Here is a 19,450-nt window from a genome sequence, read left to right as displayed (position 1 = left end):
CGGCGGCGTCAGTCGTCCCCGTCCGTGCGCGCGGCGTACCGCTCCGGGTGGCGCAGCAGCGCGCCGATGTGGGCGGCGGCCGTGGACAGCCGGTCGCGGGACTCCCTGAGCTGGGCGGCGGTGACGCCGTGATCGCGTGCCGCGTCCCGCAGGTCGTCGCGGAAGCGGTCCAGCAGCCGGTCGAAGTCGCGGGCGGGGTCGTCACCGGCCGGTTCCCGCGCCCACTCCGGGGCCGGCGGCGCTTCGGCCGCCGCGTCCGCACCGGCGCCGTCCCCGGGCCGGTCGACGCGCTCGACCGTCACCCCGGTCCCGTCGTCCGCGCCGGCCCGCCCGGCCCCGCCCGGCTCACCGGTCTCGCGCCGGGCGTCGGACGGGCCGCCGGTGAAGCGGCCGACCTCGCGGGACACCTCGGACAGCGCCTCGCGCACCGCGCCCGACCAGTCGCCCGAGCGCACCGCCCCCTGGGCCTGTTCCTGGACGTTCCGGATGACCCGCTGGACCTCCTCGCGTGCGAAGACCTGGGCGTCCCTGGCCTGCTTACGGGCCCGCTGGGCGTCCTGCCTGGCGCGCCGGCTCTCCTCCTTGGCCCGGCGGGCCTGCTCCTTCCACTCCTCCTTGGCGCGCCGGAACTCCTCCTTCGCCTGCTGCCAGGACTCCTTGTCGCGGAACGCGCCCTCGAAGGAGCCGGCGCCCGGGAACGGCCGCTCGTCGGCGCCGTCCGCGGTCCCGCTGGTCCGCCCGGCCGTTCCGTCGCCTCGTGCGTCCTTGCGGGCCTGCTGGGCGGCTTCCCGGATCTCGCGGCGCAGATCCCGCGCCGAACCGCTCACGTCCTCCCGGATGTCGGAGGCGAGCGCGGCGACCGACTCCCGGATCTCCAGCTCCAGATCGGCCAACTCGCCGCCGCGGTCCGCGAGTTCGGTGCGGCCGGTGTCGGTGAGCGAGTAGACCTTGCGGCCGCCCTCGGTCGTGTGGGTCACCAGGCCCTCGGCCTCCAGCTTGGCCAGCCGGGGGTAGACCGTGCCGGCGGAGGGGGCGTAGAGGCCCTGGAAGCGTTCCTCCAGGAGGCGGATGATCTCGTAGCCGTGCCGCGGCGCCTCGTCCAGCAGCTTGAGGAGGTAGAGGCGGAGGCGGCCATGGGCGAAGACGGGGGGCATGCTCAGAGCACCTTCTTCCGGGCGGGCGGGTCGGTGGGGGAGTTCCCCTGCGGGCCGGGGGCCGGGCCGTCGCCGGGGCCGCCCGGCCGATGCCCCTCGTCCCCGTAGGAGGGGCGGCGCAGCAGGGCCAGTCCGCCGGAGACGGTGGTGACCCTGAGGGTGCCGGTGCCCGCGCCGAGCGCACCGGTGATCTTCTTGGCGCCCCACTGGCCGGTGACCCGCAGGTCGTCGAAGGCGTTGGAGACCGTGCCGCTGGCGGTGTTGGCCTCCACCCTGGCGTCGGCCGGGTCCGGCAGCCGGATGGCGACCTCCCCGGAGACCGTGGTCAGGGCGATGTCCGCGGCCCGGCCGGGGTCCAGGTCGAGGACCATGTCGCCGCTGACGGAGTCCGCGCGCACCGCCCCGCCCGCCCCGTCGATGACCGTCAGATCCCCCGAGACGGAGTGGAAGCGCAGATCGCCGGTGACCGACTGCACCTCGACGTTGCCGGAGACGGTGTCGGCGCGCACCCTGCCGGTCAGCCCGACGAGTGTGGCGTCACCGGAGACCCCGCGGACGTCCGTACGCCCCGAGATGCCGGAGATCACCGCGCCGGCCCCCACCACGCCGACCTCGACACGGGTGCCGGCCGGCACCGTCACCGAGATCACCGCGCTGCGGTTCCACCCCTTGCGGTCCAGGAACTTCAGAAAGCCCTTCCAGGGGAGGTCGTCGTAGGCGATCGAGAGGGTGCCGTCCTCGCACCCGACGGTCAGCGGCGGGCCGTGCAGCTCGCTGATCTCGACCCGGGCCGGACCGCCCTCCGAGGTGCCGACGACGTTGACGGTGCCGCCGACCACGCGCACGTTCACGGCGTCGAAGGGGTCCGGGATCTCCAGTGTGCGTGGCTCGGCCACCTGCATCGGCTGCGACCACTCGCTCCGGGCTGACATTCCTGGCCTCCCCTGGATAGCCCTGCAACGCAACATATCGCGTCTCTTGAGAACACGATATATCGCGGATTGTGGAAGTCAAGCGTCCGGTTGTGCGGGGTCCGCCATCGCCGCCGGGGGTGCAACCGCGCACCCGGAAAGCGGTGTCCTGGCCGGTGACCACCGTTGTCATGGCGTATGCCATAGGGGAGTTGAAACTGTGCGTACCTCCACGGGGCTGATCTCGACGCTGGTGCTCGGCGCCGCCCTGAGCCTGCCGGTCACCGCCGCCCACGCGGCTCCCGCCGCTCCCGCCGCCCCGGCCTCCGCTGCCGCGTCGTGCCACGGGCTGATCGCGAAGGCCTACTCGCTCAACGACAAGGCCATCTCGGCGGACCGCGGCCGCAGCTACAAGAAGGCCGCGAAGTACAACCACGCGGTCCAGGGGGAGATCGTCAACGCCAAGGGAGCCTGCCGGCACGCGCGCCACCGCGACGAGATCCGCGGGGCCCTCGACGGCGCCGCGGGCGGCACCGAGGCCGCCGAGCACCACAACAAGAAGGCGTACATCGAGCACGACCGGCGGGCCGGCCAGGCGGCTCTCAACGCCGAGTACGACGTGAAGAGCGACCTGCGCAAGGCGCTCGGCCGCGCCTGATCTCCGGACCGGTCACGACGGTCCGCCGCCCTTACGGGGGGCGGACCGTCCGCGCACGACCCGGTGCCGGGCGACGGGAGGGCCGCGCTCCCGGTCCCGCCCGGTCCTCGATGGCTCTTATTCGTCCTCGTCCTCGTCGTCCAGCCGGGCCAGCCACGTGGCCAGCCGCTCCACCGGTACCTCGAAGTCCGGATTGAGATCGACGAACGTCCGCAGCTGGTCGGCCACCCAGGCGAGGGTGACCTCTTCCTCGCCGCGCCGGTTCTCCAGCTCCTCGATGCCACGGTCAGTGAAATACACGCGCTCTCCACCAGGGGTCATGGGTCATTCCCGGCCAGGATAGGCAGGCTCACGGACCTCTCGCGCCACAGACGGCCGGCGGCTAGCCTGATCACCTGTCAACGGTCCTGCGGCAATTGGGAAATTGCCGCCCACGGGGCGCAGGAGGCCGTGATGCACGAGCGCGCACAGCGCATCGCACTCCCCGACGGCACGGAGGTCTGGGCCCGGGTCTCCCGGCTCGACACCCCGGAGCCCGACGGGACGGACGACGCCGACGCGGAATTCGAGGACGTCGGCGCCTGGGACGCGCTCGGGGCCCGGGTCGAGGGGCTCCGCGAGGTGATCGGCGGGGTCGCCGCCAGCGTCCGGCAGGCCACCGAGCGGGTCGCGCCGCACGAGACCAGTGTGACCTTCGGCGTGGAGCTGTCGGCCAAGCCGGGCAAGGCCGTCGCCCTGCTCGCGGACGGCGAGGCGAAGGCCAACCTCTCCGTCACCCTCACCTGGCGCGCGGACCGGGCGCCAGGAGGCGAAGCGCCGCACGGGACGCCCCCGCCCGGCCCCCGGGGGCCGGACGATTCGGGCCGCTGATGGCGACCTCCGAGCGCCGGGCCGCCGGCCGGGACGACCGCGCCCGCTACACACAGCTCCTCGACCACGCCGGACGCACCACCGTCGGCCTGCGCGCCGCCCCGGGCGGCGCCACCGCCCGGCTGTGGGGCAGCGGGGTGCTGGTCGCCCCGGGGTGGGTGCTGACCTGCGCCCATGTGCTCGCGGCGAGCGACGGGCGGCGCCGGGACACCGGCCCGGACGGGGTGTTCGGGGTGACCCACGACGGCGGGGTGCTGCCCGCCCGGCTCGCCTACGACCTCAGCCGCCCCCGTCCGGACGCCGGGCCCGCCGCCGCCCGCGCCGACCTCGCCCTGGTCCGGCTGCTCGACCCGGTGACCGAGCACCCCTGCGCCTGGCTCAGCGACCAGCCGGCGACGCTCCTGGAGGACGCGTACATCTTCCGCGGGCACGACCAGCCGGGCGCGGGCACCGAGGAGGACGGCGGCGGGGGCGCCGGCCCACGGGGAGCGGCCCCCATACGGGACGTGCATAACGGCCGCGACCCGCGGGACGCACGCACCGGCTCCGGGCCGGGCGGCCGGCGCGGCGCCCCCGGCGGTCCGCGCGCTCCCCTCACCACCCCCGTCGACCCCTTCATCGCGGTCCGCTTCGGCGCCCGCGACGCCCGGGGCCTCCAGTTCGGCAGCGACGTCCGGGTCACACCGGGCGCCTCCGGCGGCCCGCTGCTCGACTGCGACCGCGGCGAGGTGGTCGGCATCGTCAAGGGCCGCCACCAACAGGACCACGTCGGGCTGGCGGTGCCGGTCACCGCGCTGCGCGGGCTGGGCCCGGAACACCTGGCCGAGGGCGCCGAGGGTCTGGGGCCCGACCCGTACCACGCGCTGATGAGCGCGCACGACCGCTGGCACTGGGCCGGCCAGGACCTCGGCAGCACGGCCGGGCCCACCTGGTTCGACGCCCAGCACGCGATCATGGCCGGCCGGGGCCGCCTGTGGGGCGTACAGGAGCGGCTGCAGGCCCTGGACCTGCTCGCCCGGCTGCCCGCACCGCGCGATCCGCTGGTCGTGGAGGCCGCGGTCGGTGAGGTGCTGGAGCGCGGCGAGCGGCCCGGAGCCTGGCTGCTGCGTACCTGGCGCGACGGCCACGGCGCGCTCTACCAGGGCAGCGACCCGTACACGGAGCTGCGCGCCTTCGTGCACTATCTGCGGATCGTGGCGCAGCTGACCGCCGACGAGGTGCGCGACGTCCCGGGCGACGAGGCCGCCGGGGTGCGCGAACAGGCCGCCCGCCTCACGGAGTTCGTCCAGGCCAAGGCGGTGGTGCTGCAGCCGCAGGACCGCCGGAGGATAGGGCCGGTCCGGCGCCGTCCGCGCTCCGTGCTCGTCGAGTTCGAGCCGCTCTTCTACGACGAGGGCGGGCCGGAGCTGTTCAACTGGTCGGTCAGCGAGGGCTACGGCCGGGGGCAGTGGCTGCGGGTGGACGTCCAGGAGACGGCCGGCGGGGTGCCCTTCGAGCAGGCGCGCGAGCAGGTGCTGCGGCGGCTCGGCGGACGGCTGCTGCGGGCCGACGGCGACGCCGGGCCGGGCGCCCGGGTACGCCTGGAGGTCGCCGTCCCCGAGGGCCGCTGGGACACCGCCGCCGGCCAGTGGGAGGTCGCGGCGTCGCCCCGGCGCACCGCCCGGCTGCGGCCGGTGGGCCCCGGGCGCGCGGTGATCCTGCGGGATCAGGGGCGCCGGGAACAGGTCGACCCGGCCTGGCTGCGCCGCTGGCAGGGCCTGGCCGCCGCCCGCGAACTGCACGCCCTGCGCCTCCCGCCGCGGCCGGGCACCGACGCCCGGTCCGGCTCCGCCGAGGCGATCTGGCGGCTGCTGGAGACGGCCGGTGAGGGCGCGCTGCCGGCGCTGTGCCACGCCGTCGCGGACGGCTTCGGCCGGGACGCGGTCGGCGTCGCCCTGGACACCGGTTTCCCGGCCGGGCTGTGGCCGGCCCACGGGCACGGCGAGGAGCAGGACTGCGACGCCGGCTGCGAGGAGTTCCACCGCGGGGTGCGGGAGCTGCTCCAGGGGTCGGGCGGGGTGGCCCGGCTCCCCGAACTGGTCCGGCAGCTGCGGGCCAAGGCCGCCGAGGCCGCGGAGGAGGGCACCCACTGGGCGCGCGATCTGGTGCTCCTCTACGACGACCCGGAGGACCCGATTCCGCCGCTCTTCACGGACTGCCCCCAGATGTCGCCGCGATGAGCGGCACGGGGGCGCCGCCCCTTGAGGCGCCGTCCGCCGCGCACGCTCCCCGCACGCCTCGCACGCGCCCGGTGCCCACCCCGGCCGCGGCCGCCCCTCGTGCGGCAAGTCGCGCCCCGTACCTGGCACTTGGGCTTTCGTGGCGCCCACGTGGGAGACCGGAAACCGCCCCGTGTGCTTCCGTCCGGGTGGGTACTGTCATAGCGTCGTGGAAGACTTGTTCGTGAGGACGCGACCGCGTGATGGCGGGTGGCGGACGCGGGGGGAGGGCGAGCGGATGCCGACATCTCCGGTGCTCCGCCATGACCATCGCTCCTGACCGAGGCCTGGCCGGCGACGAGGAGTTCCGACGTGAGCGACTGGCTCATCTACCGTGGCGCGGGGGCACCGCACGACGGAATTGAGCAACTTCCGCCGCCACCCCCCTGGCGCGATTTCGACGGCGGGCCCCTCGTGGCGCCGCCGGCCGCCCTCGACCCCTCCTCCGAGCGCAGGCTCGGCGTCCAGCACCGGGAGGCCAGCCACCACCGCCCCGGCGAGACCGAGCGCGAGCTGGTCAACGCCGCCCTCTACCTGCGCCGTCCGCTGCTGGTGACCGGCGCGCCGGGCAGCGGCAAGAGCACCCTGGCCCACTCGGTCGCCTACGAACTCGGCCTCGGCCGGGTGCTCGGCTGGCCGGTCGTCAGCCGCAGCACGCTCCGTGACGGTCTCTACGACTACGACGCCATCGGCCGCCTCCAGGACCTCCAGATCGCCCGCGCCGCCCCGGCCGGCGGGGAGGACGGGGTGCCGGCCGGTCCGGACCCCACCGACGAACCCGGCGGCGGCATCGGCCGCTACATCCGCCTCGGCCCGCTGGGCACGGCCCTGCTGCCGGCCGCCCGGCCCCGGGTGCTGCTCGTCGACGAGCTGGACAAGAGCGACATCGACCTGCCCAACGACCTCCTCAATGTGCTGGAGGAAGGGGAGTTCCGGATTCCGGAGCTGGAGCGGCTGGCCGGATCTGCCCCCGAGGTGGAGGTGCTCAGCGACGACGGCACCCGGGTCACGGTCCGCGACGGCCGGGTGCGCTGCCACGCCTTCCCCTTCATCGTCCTCACCAGCAACGGCGAACGGGACTTCCCGGCACCGCTGTTGCGCCGCTGTATCCACCTCCACATCCCGGTGCCCGACAAGGAGCGCCTCGCCGCCATGGTGCGGGCGCACTTCGGCGAGGGCGCCGCCGAGCGCTACGAAGCGGTGATCGACCGCTTCCTGGACCGCGAGCCCGGCGATGTCCGGGCCGTCGACCAGCTCTTCAACGCCATCCACCTGACGCAGCGCGCGGGCTGGACGGACGAGGACGAGGAGGAGACGCGGCGGCGTCTGACAGCGGAGCTGATGCGGCCTCTTGACCGGACGAGGTGAGACCGGTGCCCCCCGGGGAGCCCGGCCCGGGCCCCCTCGACGAACTCGTCGCCCGGCTGACCGCGGCGGGGCTGCCGGCCGACGCCCGCGGGATGGCCGACGCCCTCTGGCTCGCCCAGTGGATCACCCCGGGCGCACCACGGGCCGAGGGCGCCCCTGACCCCGGAACCGCCCGCACCGACCGTCCGGACCATACAGATCCGGCCACTTTCCGGGTGGGACCGGCCGTATCCGCCGGACCCGCGGGCGCGGACGGGACGGCACCGCCCGGCGGCGCGGCCGGGCCGGCGGACGGGGACCCCGCGCCCTCCGCGCTCCAGGAAAGCACCCGGCGCCGGGTCGCGGAGCTGCTGCCCACCCATGACCTGGGGGAGACCCCCACGAGGTTCCCCGACCCGGACCGGCAGCGCCTGGGCGAGGTCGCGGTCCCGATCGCCTCCGCGTTCCCCGGACTGCTGCCGCTGCAACGCGCACTGCGGCCCATCCAGCGCTACCGCCCGCCGGTCGCCCCGGTCCCTCAAAAGCTCGACGAGCCCGCCACCGCCGAGCTCTCCGCCCACGCCGAAATGATCATTCCGGTGCTGCGCGGGGTGCACCGCCGGGCGGCCGCGCTGCGGCTCCTGATGGACGGCTCGTCCTCGATGGCCGTCTGGGAGCAGATGCTGCACGACCTGCGCCAGGTCTGCGAACGGGTCGGCGCCTTCCGCGACGTCACGGTGCACTACCTCCATCCGCACGGCCAGGACATCGGGGTCGCGGCGGCCCCGGGACCCGGCCGCCCGCTGCGCCCCGCCGACCAGCTGCACGACCCGACGGGCCATCACCTCACCCTCGTCGTCAGCGACTGTGCCGGCCCCCTCTGGCGGGACGGCCGGATGCAGCGGCTGCTCTACCGCTGGGCGGCCGACGCCCCGCTCGCCGTCGTCCAGCCGCTGCCGCAGCGGATGTGGGCGCGCACCCTCCTGCCCGCCGTCGCCGGCACCCTCGTCCGCCGCCAGGGCCCCTTCCAGGCCCTCGACTTCCGGCCGGCCCGGCGCCGCCGCCGTCCCCAGGGCCCGCCGGGCGCCGCGTCCGAGCCACCCCGCGAGCGCGCCGTCCCGGTCCTGTCCGCCACCCCCTCCGCCCTCGGCTCCTGGGCCCGGCTGGCCGCCGCCGACGCCGGTCTCTCGCTGCGCGGCGCGGCCTCCGTCGTCCGCGCCGACCACGGCGCCGGGCTTCCCGCCGGCCCGCCGCCCGCGACCGGGCCCGCAGCCCCGGCCCGTATGGTCCGCGAGTTCGACCAGCAGGCCTCACCGGCCGCCCGGCTGCTCGCCGTCCACCTCTCCGCCGTCCCGCTCGCCCTGCCCGTCATCCAGCTCGTCCAGCGCGCGATGCTGCCCCAGACCGGACCGGCCGAGCTGGCGGAGGTGCTGCTCAGCGGGCTGGTCACGCAACTCCCGCCGGACGGGCTGCCGTCGGGGGAGCAGTCCGGGGTGAGCGGCCCCTGGTACGACTTCGCGCCCGGGGTGCGCGACGAACTCCTCGCCCGGCTCAGCGCGGGCGAGGCCGCCCTGGTCCTCAAGCACTGCTCGCTCTACGTCGAGCGCACCTTCGGCCGCAGCGCCCGCAATTTCCCGGCCGTCGCGGTCGCCATGCTCTCCGGCAGCGGCCGGGAGCCCGAGACCGGCCGGCGGGCCGTCCCCGAGCCCTTCGCCCGGGTCTCCGAGCGCGTCCTGCGCCGCTTCGAACCGGCGCTGCGCCCGCCCGCCCGGCGGCCGTACGCGTCCGACGGACCCGCCGCGGAAGGCGCGGCCCTCCTGGAGCGCTACGAACAGGACCGGGCGGGCCGCGATCTGATCGAGGCGGTCCGGCTGCTGCGCGCCGCCACCGCACGCCTGCCGGTGGCCGGCACCGACCTCGCCCGCGCGCTGCTGCACGCCTGGGCGACCTGGGGCCAGCCGGACGCCCTGGACGAGGCGGAGCGCGCCGCCCGCGCCGCGGAACGGGCGAGCGCGGGCGAAGCGGCCGCCGACGACCGGGAGGGCGCCACGGCGGGCCGGGAGGCCGAGCGCACCCGGGCGCTGATCGTGCTCGGCCGGGTCGGCCACGCCCGCGCCCGGGAACGCCGGGCGGCCGGCACCCTCGCCGAGGAGCGCGCCGCGCTCGCCGACGCCGCCCGCCATCTGCACACCGCCTGCGGGCTGATGAGCCTGCTGGACCCCCGCGTACTGGAGAGCATGGTGTTACGCACCGAGGTCCTGCGCCGCCTGGCCGCCCTGCCGGCCGTACCGGACACCGACGGAGCGGCCGCCCCCGACCCCCTCGACGAGGCGGAGCGCTCCCTCACCACCCTCCTCGACCAGTGGCCCAGCGGGGAGCAGGTGCCGGGCGAGGTGTACGCCGCGCGCGGCGGCGTCCTGCTCGACCAGGCCCGGCGGGCGGCCCGCGGGGACACCGGAGGGTCCCACCCCGCCGAGGCGCTCGCGGTGCGCGCCGCCGACGACCTCGACACCGCCACCGTGCTGCTGCGCCGTCGCGGCGGCACGGCCGACCGGCTGGTCTGCGAGACCCTGCTCGACCTCGCGGCGGCCCGCCGGCTCAACGGCGGCGCCGGCCTGCCGTCCGTACTGCCCACCCTCGAACGGGCCCGTGCACTGGCCCAGGCCCTCGACGACCGGGCCCTGGAGGCGGACAGCCTGCGCCACACGGCCGCCGCCCAGCGCGCCGTCCACACCCGCACCGGCGACCTGGACGCCCTCGACGCCGCGATCGCGGCGCTGGCCGCCGCCCTCCGGCTGACCACCCCCGACTCGCCCGAGCACAGCGCGCTGCTCGCCGAGCGTGGTGCGGCGCTGCTGCTGCGGGCCCGGCTGGAGCCGGCCGAGGAGCCGGGCCGGCGGCTGGCCAACGAGGCGGTGCACGTCCTGCGCGAGGCGCTGGGCCGGGTCGCGCCGCACGACCCCGACCTGGGCAGCCACCGGCTGCTGTTCGGCCGCGCGCTGCGCCTGCGCCACGAACGCCGGCCCTCGCTCGCCGATCTGCACGAGGCCGACTGGATTCTGGAGCTGGCCGCCCGCGGCGCTGACGTACCGGACGCGGTCGCCGCCGAGGCCTGGCTGGAGGTGGGCGACGTCCAGCTGCTGCTGGACCGCCGTTTCGACTCCCGTGAGCGCCACGACCGGGCCGCCGCCTGCTACCGGCGGGCCGCCGCGGCCGCCCGCCGGTCCGACAGCGCGCTCCTGGCCGCCCGCGCCCACCACCGCCGCGGCGAGGTCCTGGAGGTCACCGCCGGCCCCCGGCCCGCACTCCACGCCTACCGCGAGAGCTGGGAGCAGTGGCAGCGGGCCGGCGAGGACACCGGCGCCGAGGCCCAGCGCACCCGCGCCCGTATGCGCGCCCTCGAATCCACCGCCTGACCGCCCCGAGCACCCGTCCGGCTGTCTGCCGTCCGCACCGGACCGTGTTTCTGTGGACGGCAGTTCGGGAACACACCCGTCCAGCCGGCCAGAGGAGAGCAGCGTGGCGACTACCCCCCGCACCGAACCGGCGGTGGCCGCCCCGCCGGGGCCGTCGGCCGAGCGGCTGCCGGATTTCGCCGGGGTCGACGTGGGCGTTCTGGCGGCACGGACGGACCATGCGGTGCTGCGTGAGGTGGCGGCGCTGCTGCTGCGCAACTGGCCGGCGGCGGAGGACGCCGTCGCCTACTACGAGGACGGCCCGGAGAAGGTCCTGCACTGACGGCCGGGCACGGACGTTTTTTGGGCAAACGTGCACGGGAACCGGCCAGTTGCCCGGGGAAATTGGTTCCTCGCCCGGGAGCGGAGCCATGTACCAGACAGCGGGCGCCAGTTGGCGAGCCCGTACCTCGACGCAGGCAGACGAGAGCAGGGGGCGACCCGTGGCGGGGGAGAAGACCGGCCCGACCGCTGTCGTGCCCTTCCGGCAGTTCGTGCTCAAGGTCCACAGCCGCTGCAACCTCGCCTGCACCTACTGCTACATCTACGCCGGGCCCGACCACAGCTGGCGCGCCCGCCCGCCGGCGGTCCCCGCCGCCACCATGCGCCAGACCGCCCTGCGCATCGCCGAACACGCCCGCACCCACCGGCTGCCCGAGGTCCGGATCGATCTGCACGGCGGCGAGCCGCTGCTCACCGGCCCCGGACCGCTGCTGGCCCAGGCCGCCGCCGTCCGCGCCGCGCTGCCCGCCGGCTGCACCGCGGAGTTCGGGGTGCAGACCAATGGCACGCTGCTCACCCGGGACACCCTCGACACCCTCGGCGCCGCGGGGTTCCGGCTCGGCCTCAGCCTCGACGGCGGCAGCCCTGGCCTCAACCGCCGCCGCGTCGACCACGCCGGGCGGCCCTCCTGGCCCGCGGTCTCCCGCGCCGTACGCCTGCTCCGCACGCGCCCCGAGGTGTTCGCCGGCATCCTCTGCACCATCGACATCACCGCCGGACCCGCCGAGGTCTACGAGTCGCTGCGCGCCCTCGGCCCCCCGATGGTCGACTTCCTCCTCCCGCACGCCAACTGGTCCAGCCCGCCCCCGGCCACCGCGGGGAACGGCACCCCGGCCGCCCCCGCCGGACCGGCCGGCCGCACCCCGTACGGCGACTGGCTGTGCACCGTCTTCGACCTGTGGTGGGACGGCGGCCCCGGCCCCCGGGTGCGGGTGTTCACCGAGATCCTCGGCCTGCTCCTGGGCCGCCCCAGCTCCAGCGAGGCGGTCGGGCTCTCCCCGGTCGTCGCCCTGGTCGTGGACACCGACGGCGCGATCGAGCAGGTCGACTCGCTCAAGTCCACCTACGAGGGCGCCGCCGCCACCGGCCTCGACGTCTTCCGCCACAGCTTCGACGAGGCCCTGGCGCACCCCGGCATGGCCGCCCGCCGCAGCGGCCGCGACGGCCTCGGGGCACAGTGCCGCGGCTGCGCCCTGGTCGAGGTGTGCGGCGGCGGCAACTACGCCCACCGCTACCGCGCGGACACCGGCGGCTTCCGCAACCCGTCCGTCTACTGCGCCGACCTGGAGCGCCTGATCCGCCACATCGCGGCCCGCCTGGACGCCACGGTCGCCCTCAACTGACGGGCGCCCGAGATGACCTGACGCACTGTCGTCATATGGAGGGACACTTGGGCTATCGTGCCAAAAAGCCAGGGCGTGCCTGATGAGACAGCCTCTCCGCGCGCGCACCATCGCATCCCAGGGAGACGGTCGCATGGTCGATCAGGCCCATTTCTCCGGTTCCTCCGGTACCGCCGGCTCCACCGAACACATCACCATCAGCTACGCCGGCTTCACCCGGCCCTGGGCCGCCTGGATCGCCCACCAACTGGAGCAGCAGGGCCACGGCACGACCATGCTGCGCTGGGACCCCCGGGCGGACACCGCGCTGGTGGCGGAGCTGTCGGGGCTGCTGGAGGCCGAGGGCCGGCTGCTGATGGTGCTGGACGACTGGTACTTCCGGCTGGGCCCCAAGACGCAGGAGGAGTGGACGGCGGCGCTGCGGGAGGTGGTGCCCGCGCACGCCGACCGGTTCGCCGCGGTGAGCGTGGCCACCCAGAGCCTGCCCGCCACGGCGTCCCTGCTGCGCCCCGCCGACCTGCGCGACCTGGACGCCCAGGAGGCCAACCGCCGGGTGCTGCAACGGCTCGGCATCGGGGGCCCGGGGCGGACCGTCGACGAGGACGAGCCCGGCGCCCCCCGCTTCCCGAACAACCCGCCCGAGGTGTGGAACATCCCGCGCCGCAACAACCGCTTCACCGGCCGCGACCACGTCCTCGAAGCGCTGCACGGCAAGCTGGCCGGCTCCGGCGCGGGCGCCGGCCCGCCGCTGGAGACCCGGATCGCGCTGTACGGCACCTCCGGCGTCGGCAAGAGCCAGATCGCCGCCGAGTACGCCCACCGCTTCGGCAACGACTACGACGTGGTGTGGTGGATCAGCGCCACCAACCGCGGCGCCGCCCGCGAACAGCTCGCCGACCTCGCCACCCGCCTCGGCCTCCCCGTGGGCCGGGAGCTGGGCGACCGCATCCGCGCCGTCCACGAAGCGCTCCGCATCGGCCGCCCCTACCGCCGCTGGCTACTGATCTTCGACAGCGCCGACGACATGGAGTCGATCGAGGACCTGGTCCCCGACGGCCGCGGCCATGTCCTGATCACCACCCTCACCCGCGACTGGTCGGGCTCCGGCAGCGCCCAGGAGATCGAGGTGCCGCCCTTCGACCGCGTCGAGAGCGTCGCCTACGCGCGGCGGCGGGCCCCGCGGCTGACACCGATGGAAGCCGACCTGCTCTCCGACGCGGTCCAGGACCTGCCGCTGCTGCTCGCCCAGACCGCCGCCTGGCTCGACGCCAACCCGATGTCCCCCAAGGAGTACATCGAGCTGATCCGCCGCGGCGAACCCAGCCTCGTCGGCATCCGGATCTCCTCCGACTACCCCATGGCCTTCCAGACCAGCTGGGCCATAACCCTCAACACGCTGCGCGAACGCAGCCCGGCCGCGGTCGAACTCCTCAAGCTGTTCGCGTTCTTCGCCCCGGACACCATCCCCGTCCCGATGCTCGCCCGGGCCCGCCGCGGCGACCTTCCCGAGCACCTCGCTGACCTCGCCGCCGAGCCGATCAGCTGGAACACCGCGCTGCGCCGGCTGACCGAGTCCACCGCCGTACGCCTCGACTACCAGGTCTCCCAGGACGCCGACCCGGCCGTGGAGACCGCGCTGATGCACCGGCTCTACCACCGGTTCCTGCGCAGCGACATGTCCGAGGACGAGCGCGACCTGATGGCGGCGTGCGCCTGCCGGGTGCTGGTCACCGCCGACCCGCAGAACCCCGCCGACACCCGCTACTGGGAGCGCTACGCCGAACTCATCCCGCATCTGGAGCCGGCCGGCGTCCTCGACAGCCCCGAGCCCGCGGTCCAGCAGCTGCTGCTCAACTGCGTGGAGTACCTGCGGGTCCGCGGCGAGTACCGGATGGGCCTGCGGCTGTGCGAACAGTTCGTCTCCCGCTGGCGCACCCGCCTCGCCCCCACCCAGCGCACCATGCTCGTGCTCACCCACCAGCACGCCAACATGCTGCGCCGGCTCGGCCGCTACCGCGAGGCCGAGGCCGTCGGCAGCGCCGTCGTCGACCAGCTCGCCGCCGAGCGGGACCCCTCCGACGCCGACCTGCTGCGGGCCCAGGACGGGCTGGCCGGCACGCTGATCGCGCTGGGCTCCTACGAGCAGGCCTACGACCTCTTCGACGCCGTCTGGCGCGCCTACACCGAGCTGCTCGGCCCGGAGGCACCCCGCACCCTCTCCTCCCGGCACAACCTCGGCAGCGTCCTGGCCCTGCTCGGCCGCTACGAGGAAGCCCTGGTCACCCACCGCGAGGTGCTGTCCTTCCGGGAGCGGGAGCTGCGCGCCCGCCACCACCTCACGCTCAACGCGGGCACCGCCTACGCCCGTACCCTGCGCCTGCTCGGCCGCTACCGCGACGCCACCTCCAGCCAGGAGCTCAACGCCCGGCTGCACCTGCAGGTGATGGGCCCGCACACCCCGCAGACCCTGCGCGCCGAGCACAACCTCGCGCTGTGCCTGCGCCGCTCCGGCGAGGTCACCCGCGCCGCCGCCCTGCTGGCCGATCTCGTCGAGCGCTCCCGCCGGGTGCTGGGGCCCCGCCACCCGGAGACGCTGATGGTGCGCGCGGACCACGCCACCTTCCTGCGGGAGCACGGCGACCTCGGGCACGCCCGCGACCTCGCGGAGGAGGTCGCCGAGCGCTACCGCGCCCTCGCCGGTGAGCGCCACCCGTACACCGTCGGCACCCTGGGCAACGTCGGGCTGGTCCGCGGGGAGTTCGGGGACCCGGCCGAGGCGCTGGACCTCGCCGAGCGGGCGCTGCGCGGGATGACCGACGCCATGGGCCCCGGCCACCCCTGGACGCTGGGCTGCGCGCTGAACGCCGCCGCCGCCCGCAACCGGGTGGACGACGAGGACGGCGCGGTGGAGCTGGGCCGCACCACCCTGGAACGGGCCAAGGCGGCGCTGGGCGGCACCCATCCGCTGACGCTCTCCGCGAAGACGGCGCTGTCCGAGGACCTGCGGGCGCTGCGCCGCGGCCAGGAGGCGGCCAAGCTCGAACAGGAGGCGATCCAGCAGCTCTCCGAGACCCTGGGCGCCGAGCACCCGCACACCCTGTCCGCCCGGCGCCGCCGGCGCCCGTACTGGGACTTCGAACCACAGCCGGTCTAGCCCCCGCGGACAGCGGAAGGGCCCGCCCCCACCGGGGACGGGCCCTTCCGCTGTTTCACCACCGGTCACCCGGCGGCCCGACGCCTCAGGCGTCGAAGGCCTCCGCGACCAGCTGTGCCTGCTCCGCCTGGTGGCGCTTGGCGGAGCCGACGGCCGGCGACGAGGAGTGCGGCCGCGAGATGCGGCGCAGGCGCTCGCCGTGCGGGACGTCGGCACCGACGGCCAGGTCGAGGTGGTCGATCAGGTTGAGGCCGAGGAACGGCCACGCACCCTGGTTCGCCGGCTCTTCCTGGGTCCACAGGTACTTCTCGGCGTTCGGGAACTTGGCGATCTCCGCCTGGAGCTCCTTGCCGGGAAGCGGGTAGAGGCGCTCGATGCGGACGATCGCGGTGTCGTTCGCGCCGCGCTTCTCGCGCTCCGCCTCCAGGTCGTAGTAGACCTTGCCGGAGCAGAAGATGACCTTGCGGACATCCTCGGGCTTGACCGTGGAGTCGCCGATGACGGGACGGAAGCCGCCCGTCGTGAACTCGTCCGTCCGCGACGCCGCCGCCTTCAGACGCAGCATCGACTTCGGGGTGAAGACGACCAGCGGCTTGTGGTGCGGGTTGTGGACCTGCCAGCGCAGCAGGTGGAAGTAGTTCGACGGCAGGGTCGGCATCGCGACCGTCATGTTGTTCTGCGCGCACAGCTGGAGGAAGCGCTCGATCCGGGCCGAGGAGTGGTCCGGGCCCTGGCCCTCGTAGCCGTGCGGGAGCAGCAGGGTGACGCCGGACGTCTGGCCCCACTTCTGCTCCGCCGAGGAGATGAACTCGTCGACGACGGTCTGGGCGCCGTTGACGAAGTCACCGAACTGCGCCTCCCACATGACCAGCGACTCCGGGCGGGCCAGGGAGTAGCCGTACTCGAAGCCCATCGCCGCGTACTCGCTGAGCAGCGAGTCGTAGACGTTGAAGCGGGCCTGGTCCTCGGTGAGGTAGAGCAGCGGGGTGTAGTCGTCGCCGGTCTCCCGGTCCACCAGTACCGCGTGGCGCTGGCCGAAGGTGCCGCGGCGGGAGTCCTGGCCGGCGAGCCGGACGGGGGTCCCCTCCATCAGCAGCGAGCCGATGGCGAGGGTCTCGCCGGTGCCCCAGTCGATGGTGTTGTCCTCGATCTGGGCGGCACGGCGCTGCAGCTGGGGCAGCAGACGCGGGTGGACGGTGCGGCCCTCGGGGATGTTGACCTGCGACTCGGCGATCCGCTTGACGACCTCCTGGGAGATCGCGGTGTCCACGTAGACCGGGAACTCCGCCTTGGGCTGCGGCACCTCGGGGGCCACCGGGGCCGTCGTGGCGTCGCGGACCTCGGTGAAGACCTTCTCCAGCTGGCCCTGGAAGTCCTGCAGCGCCTGCTCGGCCTCCTCCAGCGTGATGTCGCCGCGACCGATGAGGGACTCGGTGTAGAGCTTGCGCACCGAGCGCTTCTTGTCGATCAGGTCGTACATCAGCGGCTGGGTGAAGCCCGGGTTGTCGGTCTCGTTGTGACCGCGGCGCCGGTAGCAGATCAGGTCGATCACGACGTCCTTGTTGAACGCCTGGCGGAACTCGAAGGCCAGACGGGCAACGCGGACGACGGCCTCGGGGTCGTCGCCGTTGACGTGGAAGATCGGCGCCTCGATCATGCGGGCCACGTCGGTGGCGTACATGGACGAGCGCGACGACTCCGGGGCGGCGGTGAAGCCGACCTGGTTGTTGATGACGACGTGGACCGTGCCGCCGGTGCGGTAGCCGCGCAGCTGGGACATGTTCAGCGTCTCCGCGACCACGCCCTGGCCGGCGAACGCCGCGTCACCGTGCAGCTGGATCGGCAGGACCGTGAAGTCCGTACCGCCCTTGTTGATGATGTCCTGCTTGGCGCGCGCGATGCCCTCGACGATCGGGTCGACGGCCTCCAGGTGGGAGGGGTTCGCGGCCAGCGAGACCTTGATCTGCTCGCCGTCCAGACCGGTGAAGGTGCCCTCGGCGCCCAGGTGGTACTTCACGTCGCCGGAGCCGTGCATCGACTTCGGGTCGAGGTTGCCCTCGAACTCCCGGAAGATCTGCGCGTAGGACTTGCCGACGATGTTCGCCAGGACGTTGAGACGGCCGCGGTGGGCCATGCCGACGACGACCTCGTCGAGGCGCGACTCGGCCGCGGAGTCGATGACCGCGTCCAGCAGCGGGATGACGGACTCGCCGCCCTCCAGCGAGAAGCGCTTCTGGCCGACGTACTTGGTCTGCAGGAACGTCTCGAACGCCTCGGCGGAGTTCAGCCGGCGCAGGATGCGCAGCTGCTCCTCGCGCTCGGGCGACTTGTGCGAGCGCTCGACCCGGTCCTGAATCCACTTGCGCTGCTGCGGGTCCTGGATGTGCATGAACTCGATGCCGGTGGTGCGGCAGTACGAGTCACGCAGCACGCCCAGGATGTCGCGCAGCTTCATCATGGACTTGCCGGAGAAGCCGCCGACCGCGAACTCGCGCTCCAGGTCCCACAGGGTGAGCCCGTGCTCGGTGATGTCGAGGTCGGGGTGCTTGCGCTGGTGGTACTCCAGCGGGTCGGTGTCGGCCATGACGTGGCCGCGGACCCGGTAGGAGTGGATCAGCTCGAAGACCCGCGCGGCCTTGGTGACGTCGTCGTCGTGCGAGACGTCGATGTCGCGCAGCCAGCGGACCGGCTCGTACGGAATCCGCAGCGACTTGAAGATGTCGTCGAAGAAGCCGTTCTCGCCGAGCAGCAGCTGGCTCATGATCCGCAGGAACTCGCCGGAGGCGGCGCCCTGGATCACCCGGTGGTCATAGGTGCTGGTCAGCGTCATGACCTTCGAGACACCCAGCTTGTTCAGGGCGTCCTGCGAGGTGCCCTGGAACTCCGCGGGGTAGTCCATCGCGCCGACGCCCATGATCATGGACTGGCCGGGCATCAGACGCGGCACGGAGTGGACGGTGCCGATGCCGCCCGGGTTGGTCAGCGACGCGGTGACTCCGGTGAAGTCGTCCATCGTCAGCTTGTTGTCGCGGGCCCGGCGGACGATGTCCTCGTAGGCCTGCCAGAACTCGAAGAAGGTCAGCGTCTCGGCCTTCTTGATGGCGGCGACGACGAGCTGGCGGTCACCGTTCGGCTTCACCAGGTCGATGGCCAGACCGAGGTTGACGTGCTCGGGCTTGACCAGCGTCGGCTTGCCGTCCTTCTCCGCGAAGGAGTAGTTCATCGACGGCATGGCCTTGAGGGCCTGCACCATCGCGTACCCGATGAGGTGGGTGAAGGAGACCTTCCCGCCACGGGCGCGCTTCAGGTGGTTGTTGATCACGATGCGGTTGTCGAAGAGCAGCTTCACCGGGACCGCGCGGACGGACGTGGCCGTCGGCAGCTCCAGGGAGGCGTTCATGTTCTTCGCGACGGCGGCCGAGGGGCCGCGCAGCGTGACCAGCTCGGGGCCGGCGCCCGCATCGGCGGCCGGCTTCGCGGCGGGCTTGGCCGCCTCGGCCTTCGCCGGGGCAGCCTTCGCCGGTGCCGGAGCGCTCGCGGCGGGCTTCGCCGGGGTGGCCGGCTCAGCGGCCGGCTTCGGCTCGGCTGCGGGCGCGGACGACTGCGCCGGGGCGGCCGGAGCGGCGGGGGAGCCCTCCGCCGGCTGGCTCGGCGCGGTGGCGCCGCCCGGCTTGTAGTCGGCGAAGAAGTCCCACCAGGCTCGGTCTACCGAGTTCGGGTCCTGGAGGTACTGCTGGTAGATCTCGTCGACGAGCCACTCATTGGGACCGAACGCGGCAGCAGGGTTCTTTCCCTGCCCCTCTTGGTCGGTCGAGATGCTCGAGCTGTTGGGGGACTGTAGCGACACGGCGGCAACCGCCCTCTTCCGCTTCCTAAGGTGGTGGACAGCGGGAATAAAGGCTACGCCTGTTGTGACCCTTGGTGCAGGCCGGGAGGGGCACTCGTCGCGTACGTCACATTCCCGGTCGGGTTTCAGGGCATGACTGGGCGGGAAACACCCGAAGTTTGCCTCGGTGCG

General features: G+C 74.2%; 12 protein-coding genes. 8 read left to right on the top strand and 4 right to left on the bottom strand.

Annotation, left to right across the window (positions count from 1 at the left end; all coding sequences use genetic code 11):
- Nucleotides 1-8: 8 nt before the first annotated feature.
- Nucleotides 9-1,154, bottom strand: a complete 1,146-nt coding sequence (locus tag ACWC9R_RS15610) for a helix-turn-helix transcriptional regulator (RefSeq protein ID WP_450731944.1) — start codon at nucleotides 1,152-1,154, stop codon at nucleotides 9-11.
- 2 nt (nucleotides 1,155-1,156) lie between these two features.
- Nucleotides 1,157-2,086: a DUF4097 family beta strand repeat-containing protein gene (locus ACWC9R_RS15605; RefSeq protein WP_450731942.1), complete on the bottom strand. Its 930-nt coding sequence runs from the start codon at nucleotides 2,084-2,086 to the stop codon at nucleotides 1,157-1,159.
- Between the two features lie 199 nt (nucleotides 2,087-2,285).
- On the opposite strand from ACWC9R_RS15605, the gene ACWC9R_RS15600 reads away from it, so the two are divergent.
- Nucleotides 2,286-2,723, top strand: a complete 438-nt coding sequence (locus ACWC9R_RS15600; protein ID WP_450731940.1) for a hypothetical protein — start codon at nucleotides 2,286-2,288, stop codon at nucleotides 2,721-2,723.
- A 117-nt stretch (nucleotides 2,724-2,840) separates the two neighbouring features.
- Here ACWC9R_RS15600 and ACWC9R_RS15595 read toward each other — a convergent pair whose 3' ends face one another.
- Nucleotides 2,841-3,023, bottom strand: coding sequence for a DUF6104 family protein (locus ACWC9R_RS15595; RefSeq protein WP_018087464.1), 183 nt, complete (start codon nucleotides 3,021-3,023; stop codon nucleotides 2,841-2,843).
- 153 nt (nucleotides 3,024-3,176) lie between these two features.
- Here ACWC9R_RS15595 and ACWC9R_RS15590 point away from each other — a divergent pair, with 153 nt between their 5' ends.
- The 7 genes from ACWC9R_RS15590 to fxsT all read left to right on the top strand — a co-directional run bounded on the left by ACWC9R_RS15590 (nucleotide 3,177) and on the right by fxsT (nucleotide 15,432).
- Nucleotides 3,177-3,593: a CU044_2847 family protein gene (locus ACWC9R_RS15590; protein WP_450731938.1), complete on the top strand. Its 417-nt coding sequence runs from the start codon at nucleotides 3,177-3,179 to the stop codon at nucleotides 3,591-3,593.
- Nucleotides 3,593-5,812, top strand: coding sequence for a VMAP-C domain-containing protein (locus tag ACWC9R_RS15585; RefSeq protein ID WP_450731937.1), 2,220 nt, complete (start codon nucleotides 3,593-3,595; stop codon nucleotides 5,810-5,812). Before ACWC9R_RS15590 ends, ACWC9R_RS15585 begins: the two co-directional genes overlap by 1 nt.
- Before the next feature lie 351 nt (nucleotides 5,813-6,163).
- On the top strand, nucleotides 6,164-7,219 hold the full coding sequence (locus ACWC9R_RS15580) for an AAA family ATPase (RefSeq protein ID WP_362604609.1): 1,056 nt from the start codon (nucleotides 6,164-6,166) through the stop codon (nucleotides 7,217-7,219).
- A 5-nt stretch (nucleotides 7,220-7,224) separates the two neighbouring features.
- Nucleotides 7,225-10,614 carry an SAV_2336 N-terminal domain-related protein gene (locus tag ACWC9R_RS15575; RefSeq protein WP_450731934.1) on the top strand — a complete coding sequence of 1,130 codons (3,390 nt, stop codon included), beginning with the start codon at nucleotides 7,225-7,227 and terminating at the stop codon, nucleotides 10,612-10,614.
- Nucleotides 10,615-10,717: 103 nt separating this feature from the next.
- A complete protein-coding gene (locus tag ACWC9R_RS15570) occupies nucleotides 10,718-10,936 on the top strand; it encodes a YxD-tail cyclophane-containing RiPP peptide (protein ID WP_362604605.1) in 219 nt (72 codons plus the stop codon).
- Nucleotides 10,937-11,096: 160 nt separating this feature from the next.
- Nucleotides 11,097-12,278: an FxsB family cyclophane-forming radical SAM/SPASM peptide maturase gene (locus ACWC9R_RS15565; RefSeq protein ID WP_450731932.1), complete on the top strand. Its 1,182-nt coding sequence runs from the start codon at nucleotides 11,097-11,099 to the stop codon at nucleotides 12,276-12,278.
- A 133-nt stretch (nucleotides 12,279-12,411) separates the two neighbouring features.
- A complete protein-coding gene (gene fxsT / locus ACWC9R_RS15560; protein WP_450731930.1) occupies nucleotides 12,412-15,432 on the top strand; it encodes an FxSxx-COOH system tetratricopeptide repeat protein in 3,021 nt (1,006 codons plus the stop codon).
- 85 nt (nucleotides 15,433-15,517) lie between these two features.
- On the opposite strand, the gene ACWC9R_RS15555 is transcribed toward fxsT, so the two are convergent.
- Nucleotides 15,518-19,279 carry a multifunctional oxoglutarate decarboxylase/oxoglutarate dehydrogenase thiamine pyrophosphate-binding subunit/dihydrolipoyllysine-residue succinyltransferase subunit gene (locus ACWC9R_RS15555; protein ID WP_450731928.1) on the bottom strand — a complete coding sequence of 1,254 codons (3,762 nt, stop codon included), beginning with the start codon at nucleotides 19,277-19,279 and terminating at the stop codon, nucleotides 15,518-15,520.
- Nucleotides 19,280-19,450 lie beyond the last annotated feature (171 nt).

The organism is Streptomyces sp. NPDC001219, assembly GCF_053597915.1.
The sequence above is the reverse complement of the archived record's forward strand: the minus strand, read 5'-3'. Positions and strand labels throughout refer to the sequence as shown.